We start from the raw sequence: 14,525 nt of genomic DNA, 5'->3' as shown, positions 1-14,525 counted from the left end.
ATGAAGCCCCTTCTGTTCACCGGGCTGGTCGGCCTTGCCGCCCTTGTGGTCGCCCCCACGCAGGTCCGCGCCCACGCCATCGAGAGCAGCCTGGAGCGGCTCACCAGCCTCAACGCGTCCCTGAACAGCTCCGCGGCCACCCCCGGCCCCGAGACCCTGCGCCTGCAGAGCCAGTTCTCCGCCGGCCAGCCGGCCAGCGATGCCGCGGTCCGCATCGTCCCCCCCGACGGGGGCACCCCGATCGAACTGGGGCGCACCGGCGCCGACGGCAGCATCGTCTTCACCCTGCCGCCCCAGGCCAGCCGCCAGTGGGAGGTGCAGGTGGATGCGGGCCCGGGCCACCGCGATTACCTCGAGCTGCCGGAACCCGCCGCCACGCCTGCGGGACCCGCACGGGTGAGCCGCTCCCATCCCTACCCTCGGTTGGAGGGATGGGCCTATCTGCCCCCCCTCGGCGTGCTCGCCGTGGCCGGTCTGGCCGGGATGCTGCGGACGCGCCGCCCGTCCTGATTCCCTGCGTGTCGTCCATGGCCACCGGCAGTCCCGCTCTTGACCGGATCGTGGAACGGCTGGGGAGCACCAGCGACCCCCGGCGCCGCTACGAATACGTGCTGTGGCTGGCCAAGAAGCTGGAGCCCTTCCCCGAGGAGCTGCGCCAGGACGCCTTCAAGGTGAAGGGGTGTGTGTCGCAGGTCTACGTGGTGGGCAACCTCCAGGAGGGTCGGCTCCACTGGCGCGGCGATTCCGATGCCCAGATCACCAAGGGGCTGCTGGCCCTGCTGATCGAGGGGCTGGAGGGCCTGACCCCGGCCGAGGCCACCGCCCTGGATCCCTCCTTCATCGCCGCCACGGGCCTGCAGGCGAGCCTGACGCCGTCCCGGGCCAACGGTTTCCTCAACATCCTTCGCAGCATGCAGGCCCAGGCCAGCCGGCTGGACGCCGGTTGATTTCTAGGATGGTGGTTTGCGGGGTTGCAGCCCATGGCCATCGGCATCGGCTTGCTCGGGCTGGGCACGGTGGGGAGCGGGGTGGCGGCGATCCTGGCCAGTCCCCAGGGGCGCCATCCCCTGGTCGGTGAACTGGTGCTGGAAAGGGTGGCCGTGCGTGACCTCAGCCGCCCCCGACCCCTGACCCTGCCCCCGGAGCGTCTCACCACCGACCCCGAGGCGGTCATCGACGATCCCGCGGTGGACATCGTCGTGGAGGTGATGGGGGGGCTTGAGCCCGCCCGCAGCCTGATCCTGCGGGCCATCGCCGCCGGTAAGCCGGTGGTCACGGCCAACAAGGCGGTGATCGCCCGCTACGGCCAGGAGATCGCCGCCGCCGCCGCCGCCAAGGGCGTCTACGTGCTGATCGAGGCCGCCGTGGGCGGTGGCATCCCGATCATCGAACCGATCAAGCAGTCCCTGGGCGGCAACCGCATCCGCCGGGTCAGCGGCATCATCAACGGCACCACCAACTACATCCTCAGCCGCATGGCCGACGAGGGGGCGGCCTACGCCGAGGTGCTGGCCGACGCCCAGCGGCTCGGCTACGCCGAAGCCGACCCCGCCGCCGATGTGGAGGGGGGTGACGCGGCCGACAAGATCGCCATCCTGGCCGGCCTGGCCTACGGCGGCCCTGTGGAGCGCGGCGGCATCGCCACCGAAGGCATCGACCGGCTCGACGCCCGCGACGTGGCCTATGCGGCCCAGCTGGGCTTCGTGGTGAAGCTGCTGGCGGTGGCCGAAAAGGTGGAGGAGGATGGCGCCGCCGCTGGCGACGGCCACAGCGCCGAACCGCCCGGTGGCGTGTCCCTCGACGTGCGGGTGCACCCCACCCTCCTGCCCAAGCACCATCCCCTGGCGGGGGTGCACGGGGTCAACAACGCGATCCTGGTGGAAGGGGATCCGGTGGGCCAGGTGATGTTCTTCGGGCCTGGCGCCGGGGCCGGACCCACCGCCTCGGCGGTGGTGGCCGACATCCTCAACATCGCCGGGATTCGCCAGGTGGGCGGCCCCCAGGCGGGCCTCGATCCCCTGCTGGCCGCCAGCAGCTGGCGCCACTGCAGCCTGGTGGACGGCTCCATGACCCGCCACCGCAACTACGTCCGGCTGCGCACCCGCGACGAGGCCGGCGTGATCGGACGCATCGGCACCTGCTTCGGTGCCGCCCAGGTGTCGATCCAGTCGATCGTGCAGCTCGACGCCAGGGAGGGGGAGGCGGAGATCGTCGTGATCACCCACGAGGTGCGAGAGGACCGCTTCCGCGAGGCCCTCGGGGCGATCGAGGCCCTGGAGGGGGTGGAGGCGGTGGCCGCCTGCCTGCGGACGCTCTGAGCCGGCCCTGAGCCGGCGCCGAAGCGGGGCCGGCAGCTCAGCGACCCTGGCGCAGACGCTGCCGCAGCCGGCGGCTGCAACGCCAGGCGATGGCCACGCCGGCCACGGGCAGGGGACCCGGCACCGAGGCCGGATCAGGGCCCTCAGCCGCCGGACCCTGGTCACCGGGACCGTCGCCGCCTTCACCCGGCTGGTCGGTGGGGCCGTTGCCGGGCTGCTCACCGGAGGGGGCTCCAGGCGGTGGCAGAAGCAGGGCCGTCTTGAACACGTCGTCCCCCTCACCCTGGCCGGGGGTCTCCTCGGCGGGCTCGGCCGCCAGGGCCAGCCTGGGCTCGGTGGAGGGGGCCTCGCCCGTCGAGCCGCCGGGGACGATCTGGAAAGGAACGAAGGCGCCGGTGGCCCCGTCGAAGACGTTGTCGAAGAGCGTGCCGGCCTGCCAGGTGAGCTGCAGCGGGGGAGTGGACGCCGTGCCGGTCCAACGGAAGGCGAGGGGGTTGGTCAGCCGGAAGCCGCTGCGGCCTGGAACGGGTCCGGAGCGGGCCAGGAAGTAGCCCGACGGCACGACGAAGCCGTCGATGATGGAATCCGGTCCGGAGAGGGCGCTGACCTGGAAAGGCGGCACGACCGTGCCCGTCACGGGGTTGCCCAGGGTGATGCCACCGACGCCGATGAGGATCTCGGGGTCCCGCCCGAAGCCTGGAACCAGAAGCTCGCGCAGCTCCTGCAGCTCGGTCAGCCCGTCGTGCCCATGGATGCCCCCCGCCGGGGCCGCGGTGCTGGCGATCAGACAGCTCAGCAGAACGAGGGGAGGGTAGAGGTGGACGGAAGGGCGGAAACGCCGCAGTCCGAGGGCACCGAACCCAAGGAAGCGCACCATGAACAGCCAGGAATGTTTCACCAGCTTATCAGCCAATCTTCAGGCTTGCCTGGCATCCGCTTAAGTCGGCCGGGTGGGGGTCCCCATCGGCGGCCTCCGGGCCCCTGACGGCGCCGGTGGGGCCCCCTAAGGTCTGGGCCGCTGGCCAGTTCTCACCACCCTGTCCAGCCCGGACCACGGATGCCTGACCACGCCCCCAGCCGCGAGGAGACGCTCGCCGGCTTCAGCCGCCTGTTCGCCTGGAGCGGTGGCGGCCTGCTGCTGGTGTTCCTGGCCTTCGTCCTGGTCGACTCCCTGCCCCTCCAGCTCCTCAGTCCCTCCTGGCAGCTGCGGTTCACCAACCGCATGGTCAACACCTCGCTGCTGGCCCTGCTGGGGTTCCTGCTACTCCACCTGGGTCTGTTCATCGAGCCCAGCAATGGCTTCCTGCGGGCGAAGCTGACCATCGCCCGTCAGTGGGCCATCGTCGTGGTGTTCGCCTTCCTGCTGCTGGTGCCCCTGCAGGGCTTCGCCACCTGGCGCGTCCTCTCCCAGGCGAAGGGCGCCCAGGCGATGCAGCGCACGGTGCTCGACGAACGGGTGACCCGGATACGGCAGGCGATCGAGGCCGCCACCAGCCCGGAGGACCTGCAGGCCCGCTTCTCCCGACTCCAGGCCCCCCGGCCCCAGCTCCCCCCGGCGGCCCTCAGCCTGCCCCTCAACGAGCTGAAGCGCAGCCTGCTTGAGGAGCTCCAGAAGACGGAGACCCGCGCCTCCGGCCGGATCAGCGGGCCCGCCCCCACCGACGTCTGGGCCCTCGGCCAGGGGGTGGCGAGGGTGACCATCGCCTCGGTGGGCTTCGCCGCGGCCTTCGCCGCCGGCGCCCAGCGCCCTCGCGCCTCCCTCACCCTGCTCCAGCAGCTGATCCGACAGCTGGAGATCCTGCGCGGGCGGCGCCCCAGGAGCAAGCGACGGACCCCCTGAGCTCCGCCGTCGGGGACGCGCTGGACAGGCCGCTTGAATGGGCCCCACCGGATCGCAAGGTCTTGCCGACGACCAGGGGGAGAACACGCCGCGGGCCGGCGGCGACGGCCGCCGCCCTCGCCACCCTGCTGCTGGCCCTGCCGCTGCTGTCTGGCTGCCAGCCATCGGGATCGCGCCGATCCCTGGTGGTGGCGACCAAGAGCCGCATCGATTCCCTCGATCCTGTCCAGGCCTCCAGGATCGGGGTGATGCAGGTGCTCAGCGGCCTGGGGGACCCCCTCTATGCCATCGACGCCAGCGGCCGCATCGAGCCGCGGCTGGCCACGGCCCTGCCGGTGCTGAGCCCCGACGGGCTGCGGGCCCGCATCCCCCTGCGCCGGGGGGTGCTGTTCCACGACGGCACCCGCTTCGATGCCGCCGCCATGGCCTTCTCCCTGCGGCGCTTCATGGCGATCGGCACCCTCGGCTACCAGCTGAGCGAACGGGTCGAGAGCGTGCGGGTCACCGCTCCCCATGAGATCGAGCTGGTGCTGAAGCGCCCCTTCAGTCCCCTGCCGCGGCTGCTCAGCGCCATCTTCCTGACCCCGGTCTCCCCCACCGCCTACCGGCAGCACCGGGACAAGCCCCTGAACGACCGCTTCGTGGGCACGGGCCCCTACGCCCTGGCCTTCTTCGGCGGCCAGCAGCAGCGACTGGTGCCCTGGTCCCGCTACTGGGGCCGGCGGCCGGCCAACGGCGGCATCGACCTGGTCACCCTGAGCAACTCCACCGCCCTGTTCGGAGCCCTGCGCAGCGGCGAGGTGGACCTGCTGCTCAGCACCGGCCTCGAGATCGACCACCAGCAGGCCCTGAAGCGGGACGCGGCGGCCGGCCGCCTGCGGCAGGCCGTCGGCCCCTCCCAGGAGATCAGCCTGGTGTCCCTGCTGACCGACCAGCCGCCGCTGAACCGGCTTGCCCTGCGCCAGGCCGTGGCCCGCAGCCTCGATCGGGCCACCATCGTGCGGCGGGTGACCCTGGGCCTGCGCTCCCCCCAGCGGCAGCTGGTCCCCCCCGGCCTGCCGGGCTCCGACCCCACCGCCTGGCCGGCCTACGACCCCGCCGGGGCCCGCGCCCTCTACCGCCAGGCCGGGTACTGCGGCGGCAAGGTGCTGACCCTGCCCTTCACCTACCGGTCCGACATCCCCACCGACCGGCTGTTCGCCCTCACCTGGCAGGCCCAGCTGCGAAGGGACCTGGGCGACTGCGTGAAGCTGGAGGTGAGCGGCATGGAGTCGACCACCGCCTACTCCCAGCTCGACAAAGGCGCCCTGACGATGCTCTTCTACGACTGGATCGGCGATTACCCCGATGCGGAGAACTTCCTGATGCCGCTGCTCTCCTGCAGCAAGGCCGAGGGGGAGCGCTGCCTGAAGGGCAACAGCGTGCTGGGAGGCACCTTCTGGACCGCCCCGGGGCTGGAGGAGGAGCTGCAGCGCAGCAGCCAGCTGGACGGCCCCGAGCGGATCACCCTGCTGGTGGCCATCCAGCGCCGGGTCGCCGCCGCCAGTCCCTATGTGCCGGTGTGGCTGAGCGCCCCGGTGGCCTGGGGCCAGCGCAGTGTCAGCCGGCCCCGGTTCGACGGATCGGGCCGGGTGATGCTGGGCGAGCTGCACCGTCTCCCCGCCGCCGCCGCGGCGAGGGTGCCATGAGCCGCCGTTCCGACCTGGCGCGTTACCTGGCCTCCCGTCTGGCCCTGGCTCCGGTGATGCTCTGGCTGATCGCCTCGCTGGTGTTCCTGCTGCTGCGGGTGGCCCCCGGGGATCCGATCGACGCCCTGCTGGGCACCCGCGCCCCGGAGGCGGCCCGCGCCGCCCTGCGGGCCCAGCTGGGTCTGGATCTGCCCCTGGCCGAGCAGTACGGCCGGTTCCTCGGCCATCTGCTGCGGGGCGACCTGGGCACCTCGCTCACCAACGGCGAACCGGTGACCGGCATCATCCAGGCCAGCCTGCCCGCCAGCCTGGAACTCGGCGTGGTGGCCCTGCTGCTGGCCGCCGTGGTGGGTCTGGCGGTGGGCTTCAGCGGCATCGCCCGTCCGGAGGGACGCATCGATCTGGCCGGTCGGCTCTACGGCATCAGCACCTACGCCCTGCCACCCTTCTGGGCCGCCATGGTGGTCCAGCTGGTGTTCTCCGTCTGGCTGGGCTGGCTGCCGGTGGGGGGGCGCTTCCCCGCCACCCTGATGCCCCCGGAAGGCACGGGTTTCTACCTGCTCGACAGCCTCCTCGCCGGCGACTGGGGCCAGCTGGCCGGCAGCCTGCGCCACCTGGTGCTGCCGGCGGCCACCCTGGGCCTGCTGCTCAGCGGCATCTTCACCAATGCCCTGCGGCTCAACCTGCGCCGTGCCCTCGGCTCCGACTATGTGGAGGCGGCCCGCAGCCGGGGCCTGAGCGAACGGCGGGTGGTGCTGCACCACGCCCTGCCCAACGCCCTGCTGCCCGTGCTGACGATCACAGGCATCACGGTGGCCTCCCTGATCGGCGGGGCCCTGCTGATCGAGGTCACCTTCTCCTGGCCGGGCATCGCCTTCCGGCTGCAGGAGGCGATCGCCCAGCGCGACTATCCCGTGGTGCAGGGGATCGTGGTGGTGGTGGCGGCTCTGGTGGTGCTGGTGACCGTTCTGGTGGACCTGCTGGTGGCCCTGCTCGATCCGCGCATCCGCTTCTGAGTCAGGGCTTCAGACCGGCCTTCCAGCGCCGGGCGGCGGCGGCGTCGAGCACGTCGAGGGTCACGCCCTGCTGCACCCGCCGCTGGGCCGGCAGCAGCAGGGGCTGCTCCAGGGTCTGGAGGTATTCGGTGGTCAGGCGCAGCAGCGCCGACTGCACCCGGGCCGGGTCCACCCCCACCAGCTCCTCATCGAGGCGGAAGAGCACTTCATCGGTGGGCATCAGCCGCACGGGGGAGAAATGGCTGCCCCCCTCCACCATCACCAGCCGGCTGCGGGGATCCCGCCCCTGCAGAAACAGGCGCAGCTGCTCCTCCAGCGGCGGCGTCACCAGGTCGAGGCTGCCGCCGACCATCAGCACCGGCACCGCCAGGGACGCCAGCCCCCGCCGCGGCCAGAGCAGGCTGCCGAAGCTGTTGAGCAGCACCAGGCCCCGCAGGTCGGCGGGGGGGGAGGACCGCTCCGGCAGCTCGGTGCTGGGCAGCTGACACTGCAGCAGCCGGGAGGGGTTGGCGATCGGCAGGCGGTCGAGGGCCTTGCGGCAGCGCCCGGCCAGCCCCGCTTCCGGCATCACCCCCGCCGCCAGCAGGGCGGAGAGGGCCCCCATCGAGTGGCCGAGGAGCACCACCCCCTGGCCCCGCACCGGCAGCTCGCCCCGGCGCTGGGCCGCCAGCACCGCCTCGATGTCGGCCAGCCGGATGGCCAGGGTCTCGGCACCCGGTGGGGGCCGCTGGCCGTCGAGGGCGGCCTTGAGGGCAGGCCCGTCACTGCCGGGGTGCTGCACCACCACCACCGGCCAGCCCCGTTCCGCCAGCTCGCTGGCCAGCCAGCCGAACTGGTCAGCATTCCCCCCCAGACCGGGCATCAGCAGCAGCCACGGCCGCTGCGGGGCCCCGTTCCCCCGGCCAGGGGCCGGCGCCACCGCCGGCCAGATCTCCAGCGGCAGGGGCTGCTGGCGGTGGTCCACGGCCAGCCCCAGCCGCCGCGGCCGCAGGGGGCTGCGATCGGCGAAGGCCAGGGGAACGGTGCGGCGCTCCGGCAGGGCCAGGGCCTGGAGGCGCCGCAGGGCCTGGCGCTGCAGGTCGATCTGCTGGCGCCACTGAACGGCCAGCTCGTAGAGCCCGTCGAGCTGGAGGCTCAGCCGCTGCACCGGCAGGGCCCGCAGCAGGCCGATGGTGGAGACATCCTGACGGGACTCCAGCAGCCGGCGCAGCGTCGTCTGCAGCACCGCCGTGGTGCTGCGGCCATCGGCCGTGGTCAGCAGGTCCCCCAGGCGGGCCAGCATCTGGCTACCGGCCCAGCTGTCGAGCAGCTGCTGGCCGAAGCTGGTGTCCCGCAGCAGGGGTGCGCGCAGCAGGATCCTGAGGTCCTGGCGGCTGCGGGGGTCGAGCAGATCCAGCCAGACGGCCAGATCCCCGCCGCCACCGGTCCGGCCGGCCGGGCTGCGGGTCCAGCCGTCGAGCTGCTCGAGGTTCACGGGCAGCTCCAGCCCGTCAAAGCGGAGCTCCAGCACCTCCGCCGCAGCCACCGGCGGCACGAGGGGCGTCCCGGCGATCAGCAGACTGGCCAGCAGACCCTTGAACTGGCGAAAGCGGAGTGGAACAGGCACAGGGGAGGGCCAGGGCGCGGTCCTGGTTCACCCAGTTTCCAGCAGCCCTGCGCCATCTCGCCCTGATCCGCGTGATCGCCATGCTCGGGGCGGGCGGCGTTCTCTATCTGACGCCGATGGTGTTCCACCAGGAGCACTTCAGCGCCGGTCGCGTCACCGAAGGGCTGGCCCTGGCCGCGGTGGCGGGAACCTTCGGCCGGATCCTCAGTGGTGTCCTGCTGGATCGGGGCCTGAACTGCGCGGTTCCGGTGCTGCTGACGGCCCTGTTGGCCATCGCCGGCGACGCCCGGCTGATGGCGGCCGGCTCCTTCGGCGGCTACCTGCAGGGGCAGGTGCTGCTCGGCATGGCCGTGGGCTTCTACTGGCCCGCGATCGAGCTGGCGGTGCCCCTCAGCTGCGCGCCGGTGGGTTCGGGCGCGCCGGTGGGTTCGGGCCGGGCCTTTGCCCTGATGCGCAGCGCCGATGCCCTGGGCATCGCCACCGGCGCCGTGGTGGGGGCGGTGCTCGCCTGGCGGGGATGGCTGCGGGGCATCTACGCCGTGGACATCGGCTGCATGCTGGCGCTGCTGCTGGTGCTGTCGCGCCAGGGGCTGCCGGATCCCAGGCCCAGGGAGCGGCTGGCCCACCCCAGCCCCTGGGGCCCCTGGCTGCCCGGCCTGGCGCCGCTGCTGGCCGTCGCCGTGCTGGCCACGGCGATGCCGGCTCTGATGCAGAGCGCCCTGCCCCTGGAGCTGGTGCGGGGCAGCCTGCTGCGCCGGGCCCTGCCGGTGAGCCTCGGTGCCCTCACCATCGGCCTGCAGCTGGCTCTGCTGCTCCTGCTCCAGTGGCCGGTGGGTCAGGCCCTCGCCCGCAGGCCGGTGAGGACGGGTCTGACCCTGAGCCTGGTCAGCTTCGCGGCCGGCAACCTGCTGCTGGCGGCCTCCGCCTACAGCGAACGGGGCCTGGCCCTGCTGCTGCTCGCCCAGCTGCCCCTGGCCCTCGGGATCGCCTGCTTCCTGCCCACCGCCACCGAGGCGGTGGTGGAACGCAGCCCGATCGAGCACCAGGGCCTGGCCCTGGCGCTGCTGTCCCAGTGCTTCGCCATCAGCGGCTTCGCTGCGCCCCTGCTGGCCGGCCGACTGCTGGACGGCCAGGGCCATGGGGCCGGACTCTGGCTGCTGATGGCCCTGGCCTGCCTGGGGGGACTGCCGCTGGTGCGGGGCCTAGGCCCCCGCCGGGCGCTCCCCTGAAGCGGCGGCCTGCCGCTCCACCCAGGCCTCATGGGGCAGGGGCTCGGTGCCGTACTCCCAGTCGTCGTAATCCGGATCGTTGCGGATGCGGCGGTGGATCTCCTTCTGGACCTCGAAGTTGTGGGGATGCTCGGCGGCCGCCGCGGCGGCGTCGCCGGCCTCCTCCGAAGGGGGGGACGGGATCCCGGGATGGTCCGCTGCTGCCATGGCCCTTCGCTCCTGCTGGGGCCATCCTCGCCGATCACCCACCCCGCAGGCCATCGAGGCGGTCGACGTAACCGGTGAGCTCGCCGTAGCCGCGGCCCTGCAGCGGCCGCTCGCCCCGGTGGCCCTCGTAGCGCAGCGCCCCCTCCCAGTAGGTGGCCGAGGCCGTGGTCAGCTCCTGATCGGCCATCTGCGGGGTGATCGCCAGCTCCAGGTCCAGCCGTGGAATGGCGAGCGTCCAGGCGGCGGGGTAGGAGGCACCGCTGTGGGGGCTGCGCCAGGTGCGCTTCACCGTGAGGGTGTAGTCGTCGGCGCCGAGCTCCACCGTCTCGTCGCCGGCGATCCAGCGGCCGCCGCTGAAGGGCTCCTTGCCGCCGTCCTCCCGGCGCAGGCCATAGAGCATCAGGGCGGACCCGTCCTCGAACTGGGCGGAGAACCAGTCCCAGCCGACGGTGCCCGGGCTGAGGGCGCTGGTGGAGAACTCATGGTCCTTCCAGCTGACACCGCGGACGGCGTAGGTGCGGCCCGCCACCGTGACCGTGCCCTCGGTGGGCTGCTGCACCAGGGAGTAGTAGTGCGAGGCGTTGCCCGCTTCGGGCCCCTTGCGGCTGAGGCCGTCCTGGCCCTGGAGCACCGGGGGCCGGCTCTGGGTGAGGCTCAGGTCGATGGCCATGGCGTCGCTGGCGGCCCGCAGCCGCACCCGGTCGGGCCCTTCGGCGCTGATGCGCCAGTCATGGAGCCAGACCGCATAGGGATCGGCCTCGGCCCCGGCCAGGCCCAGGGCGCCGCGGGCGAAGCGCTCCTCCTCGAGGAAGGCATCGGCGGCGATGTCGCTGACGGTGAAGTGGGCGGAGAAAACCTGGGGGGTGCGCCAGGGGGAGCCGGCGATCGCCCCAGCCGATTCAGCGGCGGAGGGGGCGGCTGGGGCCAGGGCCTGGCGGAAGATCGTCAGCTGGTAGCCGAAGGGGCGTCCGTCGTCGCCCTCCAGGTTTCCCGTGTAGTACCACCACTCGGTCCGGTACTCGGGATGGGGGCCGAAGTCAGCGGGGAACTGCCACTGACGCGGGCTGAAGGCCCGCACGAATCCCTCCGGCTCCGGCGCCTCCCCCCAGCGGATGCCGCTGCTGGCCCCGGCCGGGGCCGCTCCGGCCAGGTTCAGCAGCAGCACGGCCACCAGGGCCAGCAGGGCGCGCAGGGGATAGGGGTGGTTCATTCCTGCCGCAGCGCCTCGCTGATGTTCATGCGGCCAAGGCGCAGGGCCGGGTAGAGGCCCGCCAGCAGCGCCGCCCCCACCGCGACCAGCAGGGACTGGACGAAGAAGCGGGGCTCCAGGGCGATCTGCAGGGTCCAGCCGAAGGAGCGCACGTTGATCACATGCACCAGCACCCAGGCCAGCCCGTAGCCCAGGGGCATCGAGCAGGTGCCGGCCAGCAGGCCCATCAGGCCGGTCTCCAGCAGGGTGAGGCGCCCCAGCTGGAACGGCGTCATGCCGCCGGCCCGCAGCACGGCGAACTCCCGTCCCCGCTCCAGCTGCAGGCTCATCAGGGTGCTGAAGATGCCGATGAAGGCCACCAGCACCGTTAGCAGCTGCAGGGCGCCGGTGATGGCGAAGGTGCGATCGAAGATCTCCAGCGATCCCTGGCGCAGGGCGCCGTTGGTCTGCACCAGCAGGCTCTGGCGGCTGCGGAAGCCCTCCCGCAGCTCGGCGGCCACCACCTCGGGCTCCACGCCCGGGGCCAGGAACAGCCCCAGGGAGGCGACGTTGTCGTCGTGCCAGATCTCCGCCACCTGGGAGCGGTCCATCAGCACGCTGCCGCGGTCGGAGGAATAGTCGTAGAAGACGGCGACCACCGGGAAGCTCCTTTCGCCGTCAGGGGTTTCGAGCCTGACCTGCTCCGGGATGGCGCCCTGGCCGTCGCGCAGATAGACGGCCTCGGAGAGGATCACCCCCTCGCGGGCCGCCAGGGCGGCGAAGGGATCGTCAACGCCCGGGCGGACCCAGGCGTAGGGGCGCCGGCCGGCGGAGACGTCACCGCCGGCGGCGATCAGGGTGATGTCCCGGTCCTGGTCGACCAGGTGCACGTCGAAGCTGTTGAAGGTGACCAGGGCCCGCAGGTCGGGGCGCGCGGCGACGGCCCGGACGATGGCGGGATCCACCTTGCCCAACACCCGGTTGGCCGTGGTGCTGGGCGGAGAGACGAACAGATCGGCCTGGAGGGTCTGGTCCAGCCAGGTGACCACCGTGCCCCGGAAGGAGCCGATCATGATCGAGAGTCCCACGATCACGGACACCGCCACCATCAGGGCCGCCACGGCCACCGCGGTGCGGCTGAGGGAGCGCAGGATGTCGCGGGGGGCGAGGCGGGCCACCACCCCGAAGCCGCCGCCGGCCCGGCCCAGGGCGGCCATGGCGACGGCCAGCACGGGCGGCATCAGCAGGGCGGCCCCCATCAGCAGGGCGAACAGGCCGGCGAAGGCGGGCACCAGATTCCGGCTGTCCCAACGGAGCAGCAACACCCCCAGGCCGCCGCTGAGAAAGGCCGCCGGCAGGAACCAGGGCAGCAGACGCTGCCAGCCGGCCTCGAGGCTGGAACGCTGCAGGGTCATCTGCGGCGGGGTGGCCATCGCCTCCCAGGCGGGCAGGGCCGAGGCCACCAGGGCCGAAGCCACCCCCACGAGCATCCCCTTGGCCAGGGTGAATCCCGAGAGGCTGATCTGCCGCACCGAGACCACGAAGTAGAAGTCGTTGATCGTCTGGGTGATCAGGCCGACGACGGTGCGCCCCAGCACCACCCCCAGCGCCAGACCCAGCAGGGAGCCCACCAGGCTGAACAGGGCGGCCTCCCCCAGGATCAGGCTGAACAGCTGGCCCCGGGTCACCCCCAGGCAGCGCAGCACGCCGAAGAGGCTGCGGCGCTGCACCACGCTGAAGGTGACCGTGTTGTAGATGAGAAAGATGCCCACCACCATGGCCAGCAGGCTCATGGCGGTGAGGTTGAGCTCGAAGGCGGCGGTCATCTGCTGCACGGCATTGCCGCGCGCCGCCGCCGTCTCCAGCTTCAGCCCGGCGGGCAACCAGGCGCGGATGGCCTGCTCCTGGGCGGCGCCCTCGAGGATCAGATCGATGTGACCCAGCGCCGGGGCAGCAGCGGCGCCGGCGGGGGCGAGCAGGTCCTGGGCGGTGGCGATGTCCACCAGCAGCAGGGTCTCCAGGCCCCGGCGCTCCAGGGCCGAATCGCTGCTGACGCTGCCCACCAGCCGCAGGGCCGACGTCCGCCCGCCCAGATCGAGATGCAGGATGCCGGAGGCGTCGGCGGCGCCGGGGTGGAGGCCGTGGCGCGCGGCGGTATCGGCGGCGATCACGGCCGTGCCGGGCTCGGTGAGGAAGGGCACGAAGCCCCTGCCGCCGGGTTTCCCGCCGCCCCCCTGGCCATCGCCGTCACCGCCCAGCAGGCCGCGGAACGGGCCCTCGCTGAACAGATCGACCCCCACCAGCCGCAGCAGTTCCCCGTCCAGCTCCTCGGCCCGGCCGTAGGCCTCGATCACCGGCGCGGCGGGGATCTCCGGAAAGCGGCGGCGCAGCTCCACGAAGGTGCTGTCCGGGACGCCACCGGGCCCGATCGCCACCAGGCGATGGCTGGTGCGGCCCGTGATGGCGTCGGTGGAGAGGGAGAAGGCCCGCTGGGCCGAGCCGCTGGCCAGATCGATCGACACCAGCATCGCCACCCCCAGGGCGATGCCCAGGATGCAGAGCAGGTACTGGAGCGGGCGGCGACGCCAGCGCCGGGCCGCGAGGCGCCAAAGGGGCCCGTTGCGGACCACGGGCGGTGAATCCCCCTGGCTCATGCCGGTACCGCAGCCGCAGGGGCGGACGCTTCGAGCAGGTGGCCGTCCTGCACCCTCAGCACCCGGTCGGCCCGATCGGCGATGGCCCCGTTGTGGGTGGCCATGATCAGGGTGCGGCCCTGCTGGCGCGTGAGATCGATCAGCAACTGCAGCACCTGCTCACCGGTGTGTTCGTCGAGGTTGCCGGTGGGCTCGTCGGCCAGGATCAGCAGGGGCTGGTGCAGCAGGGCACGGGCGATGGCCACGCGCTGCTGCTGGCCGCCGGAGAGCTTGTCGGGCCTGGTGGAGGCGCGGTCGGCCAGCCCCACCCGGCCGAGCAGGTCGCGGGCGGCCGACTCCAGGGCCGGCCGGGGCCGACCCGCCAGCTCACCGGGCAGGGTGACGTTCTCCAGCACCGACAGGGTGGGGATGAGATTGAAGAACTGGAAGATGAAGCCGATGTGGTCGCGGCGGAACAGGGTGCGGTTGCGCTCGTCGAGGGCCGTGAGGTCCACCCCGCCGATGGCCACGCTGCCGGAGGAGGGGGTGTCGATGCCACCGATCAGGTGCAGCAGGGTGCTCTTGCCGCTGCCGCTCTGACCGAGGAGGACCACGAACTGGCCGGGGGCGATGGTCAGGTCGACGGCCTGCAGCACCGTCCGCTCGCTCTCCCCTTCCTGGAATCGCTTGCTGAGCCCCCGCAGATCGATCGCGGCAGCGGGGGGCGCAGCAAGGGGCGCATCAAGCATTCAGTCAACGGCCTGGCGGCCACCACCACGGGAGCCGGACCAAGGTAGGG

The 14,525-nt window shown here is 72.6% G+C and carries 13 protein-coding genes; 7 read left to right on the top strand and 6 right to left on the bottom strand.

Translation table 11 applies throughout. The annotated features are described in order from the left end of the window. Genes KUG38_RS04070 through KUG38_RS04060 form a run of 3 tightly spaced genes read left to right on the top strand, consistent with a single transcriptional unit; the run spans position 1 to position 2,318 of the window. The gene (locus KUG38_RS04070; RefSeq protein ID WP_216919222.1) at positions 1–510 is read left to right on the top strand and encodes a hypothetical protein; all 510 of its coding nucleotides are present in this window, start codon (positions 1–3) and stop codon (positions 508–510) included. Between the two features lie 17 nt (positions 511–527). Beyond that, positions 528–947 carry a SufE family protein gene (locus tag KUG38_RS04065; RefSeq protein WP_216919220.1) on the top strand — a complete coding sequence of 140 codons (420 nt, stop codon included), beginning with the start codon at positions 528–530 and terminating at the stop codon, positions 945–947. Between the two features lie 33 nt (positions 948–980). Beyond that, the gene (locus KUG38_RS04060) at positions 981–2,318 is read left to right on the top strand and encodes a homoserine dehydrogenase (RefSeq protein WP_216919218.1); all 1,338 of its coding nucleotides are present in this window, start codon (positions 981–983) and stop codon (positions 2,316–2,318) included. A 37-nt stretch (positions 2,319–2,355) separates the two neighbouring features. Here KUG38_RS04060 and KUG38_RS04055 read toward each other — a convergent pair whose 3' ends face one another. After that, positions 2,356–3,216, bottom strand: coding sequence for a hypothetical protein (locus tag KUG38_RS04055; protein ID WP_216919216.1), 861 nt, complete (start codon positions 3,214–3,216; stop codon positions 2,356–2,358). 159 nt (positions 3,217–3,375) lie between these two features. On the opposite strand from KUG38_RS04055, the gene KUG38_RS04050 reads away from it, so the two are divergent. The 3 genes from KUG38_RS04050 (at position 3,376) to KUG38_RS04040 (ending at position 6,862) form a co-directional block, all read left to right on the top strand. Further along, on the top strand, positions 3,376–4,158 hold the full coding sequence (locus KUG38_RS04050; protein WP_216919215.1) for a hypothetical protein: 783 nt from the start codon (positions 3,376–3,378) through the stop codon (positions 4,156–4,158). Positions 4,159–4,220: 62 nt separating this feature from the next. Beyond that, positions 4,221–5,846, top strand: a complete 1,626-nt coding sequence (locus KUG38_RS04045; protein ID WP_216919213.1) for an ABC transporter substrate-binding protein — start codon at positions 4,221–4,223, stop codon at positions 5,844–5,846. Beyond that, complete coding sequence (locus KUG38_RS04040) at positions 5,843–6,862, top strand: ABC transporter permease (protein ID WP_094584843.1); 1,020 nt, start codon at positions 5,843–5,845, stop codon at positions 6,860–6,862. Before KUG38_RS04045 ends, KUG38_RS04040 begins: the two co-directional genes overlap by 4 nt. 1 nt (position 6,863) lies before the next feature. On the opposite strand, the gene KUG38_RS04035 is transcribed toward KUG38_RS04040, so the two are convergent. Further along, positions 6,864–8,468 (bottom strand): alpha/beta hydrolase, encoded by a 1,605-nt coding sequence (locus KUG38_RS04035; RefSeq protein ID WP_216919211.1) that lies wholly within the window; start codon positions 8,466–8,468, stop codon positions 6,864–6,866. A gap of 80 nt (positions 8,469–8,548) precedes the next feature. Here KUG38_RS04035 and KUG38_RS04030 point away from each other — a divergent pair, with 80 nt between their 5' ends. Further along, the gene (locus tag KUG38_RS04030; protein WP_216919296.1) at positions 8,549–9,697 is read left to right on the top strand and encodes an MFS transporter; all 1,149 of its coding nucleotides are present in this window, start codon (positions 8,549–8,551) and stop codon (positions 9,695–9,697) included. Here KUG38_RS04030 and KUG38_RS04025 read toward each other — a convergent pair. Genes KUG38_RS04025 through KUG38_RS04010 form a run of 4 tightly spaced genes read right to left on the bottom strand, consistent with a single transcriptional unit; the run spans position 9,671 to position 14,475 of the window. Next, the gene (locus tag KUG38_RS04025) at positions 9,671–9,904 is read right to left on the bottom strand and encodes a hypothetical protein (protein WP_216919209.1); all 234 of its coding nucleotides are present in this window, start codon (positions 9,902–9,904) and stop codon (positions 9,671–9,673) included. The two genes, KUG38_RS04030 and KUG38_RS04025, sit on opposite strands and share 27 nt — an antisense overlap. Positions 9,905–9,938: 34 nt before the next feature. Further along, positions 9,939–11,114, bottom strand: a complete 1,176-nt coding sequence (locus KUG38_RS04020; protein WP_216919207.1) for a lipocalin-like domain-containing protein — start codon at positions 11,112–11,114, stop codon at positions 9,939–9,941. Further along, entirely contained in the window at positions 11,111–13,747 is a 2,637-nt protein-coding gene (locus tag KUG38_RS04015; protein WP_216919205.1) for an ABC transporter permease, read from the bottom strand. The genes KUG38_RS04020 and KUG38_RS04015 overlap by 4 nt, the downstream gene beginning before the upstream one ends. After that, complete coding sequence (locus KUG38_RS04010; protein WP_216919203.1) at positions 13,744–14,475, bottom strand: ABC transporter ATP-binding protein; 732 nt, start codon at positions 14,473–14,475, stop codon at positions 13,744–13,746. Before KUG38_RS04010 ends, KUG38_RS04015 begins: the two co-directional genes overlap by 4 nt. Positions 14,476–14,525 lie beyond the last annotated feature (50 nt).

Origin of the sequence: Synechococcus sp. CCAP 1479/9 (genome assembly GCF_019038535.1) — a bacterium.
Classification (GTDB): Bacteria; Cyanobacteriota; Cyanobacteriia; order PCC-6307; family Cyanobiaceae; genus Cyanobium.
The sequence above is the reverse complement of the archived record's forward strand: the minus strand, read 5'-3'. Positions and strand labels throughout refer to the sequence as shown.

Coding starts and splice junctions, on each gene's coding strand:
- KUG38_RS04070 (WP_216919222.1), top strand. CDS start 1: ATGAAGCCCCTTCTGTTCACCGGGCTGGTCGGCCTTGCCGCCCTTGTG.
- KUG38_RS04065 (WP_216919220.1), top strand. CDS start 528: ATGGCCACCGGCAGTCCCGCTCTTGACCGGATCGTGGAACGGCTGGGG.
- KUG38_RS04060 (WP_216919218.1), top strand. CDS start 981: ATGGCCATCGGCATCGGCTTGCTCGGGCTGGGCACGGTGGGGAGCGGG.
- KUG38_RS04050 (WP_216919215.1), top strand. CDS start 3,376: ATGCCTGACCACGCCCCCAGCCGCGAGGAGACGCTCGCCGGCTTCAGC.
- KUG38_RS04040 (WP_094584843.1), top strand. CDS start 5,843: ATGAGCCGCCGTTCCGACCTGGCGCGTTACCTGGCCTCCCGTCTGGCC.
- KUG38_RS04030 (WP_216919296.1), top strand. CDS start 8,549: ATGCTCGGGGCGGGCGGCGTTCTCTATCTGACGCCGATGGTGTTCCAC.
- KUG38_RS04025 (WP_216919209.1), bottom strand. CDS start 9,904: ATGGCAGCAGCGGACCATCCCGGGATCCCGTCCCCCCCTTCGGAGGAG.
- KUG38_RS04020 (WP_216919207.1), bottom strand. CDS start 11,114: ATGAACCACCCCTATCCCCTGCGCGCCCTGCTGGCCCTGGTGGCCGTG.
- KUG38_RS04015 (WP_216919205.1), bottom strand. CDS start 13,747: ATGAGCCAGGGGGATTCACCGCCCGTGGTCCGCAACGGGCCCCTTTGG.
- KUG38_RS04010 (WP_216919203.1), bottom strand. CDS start 14,475: ATGCTTGATGCGCCCCTTGCTGCGCCCCCCGCTGCCGCGATCGATCTG.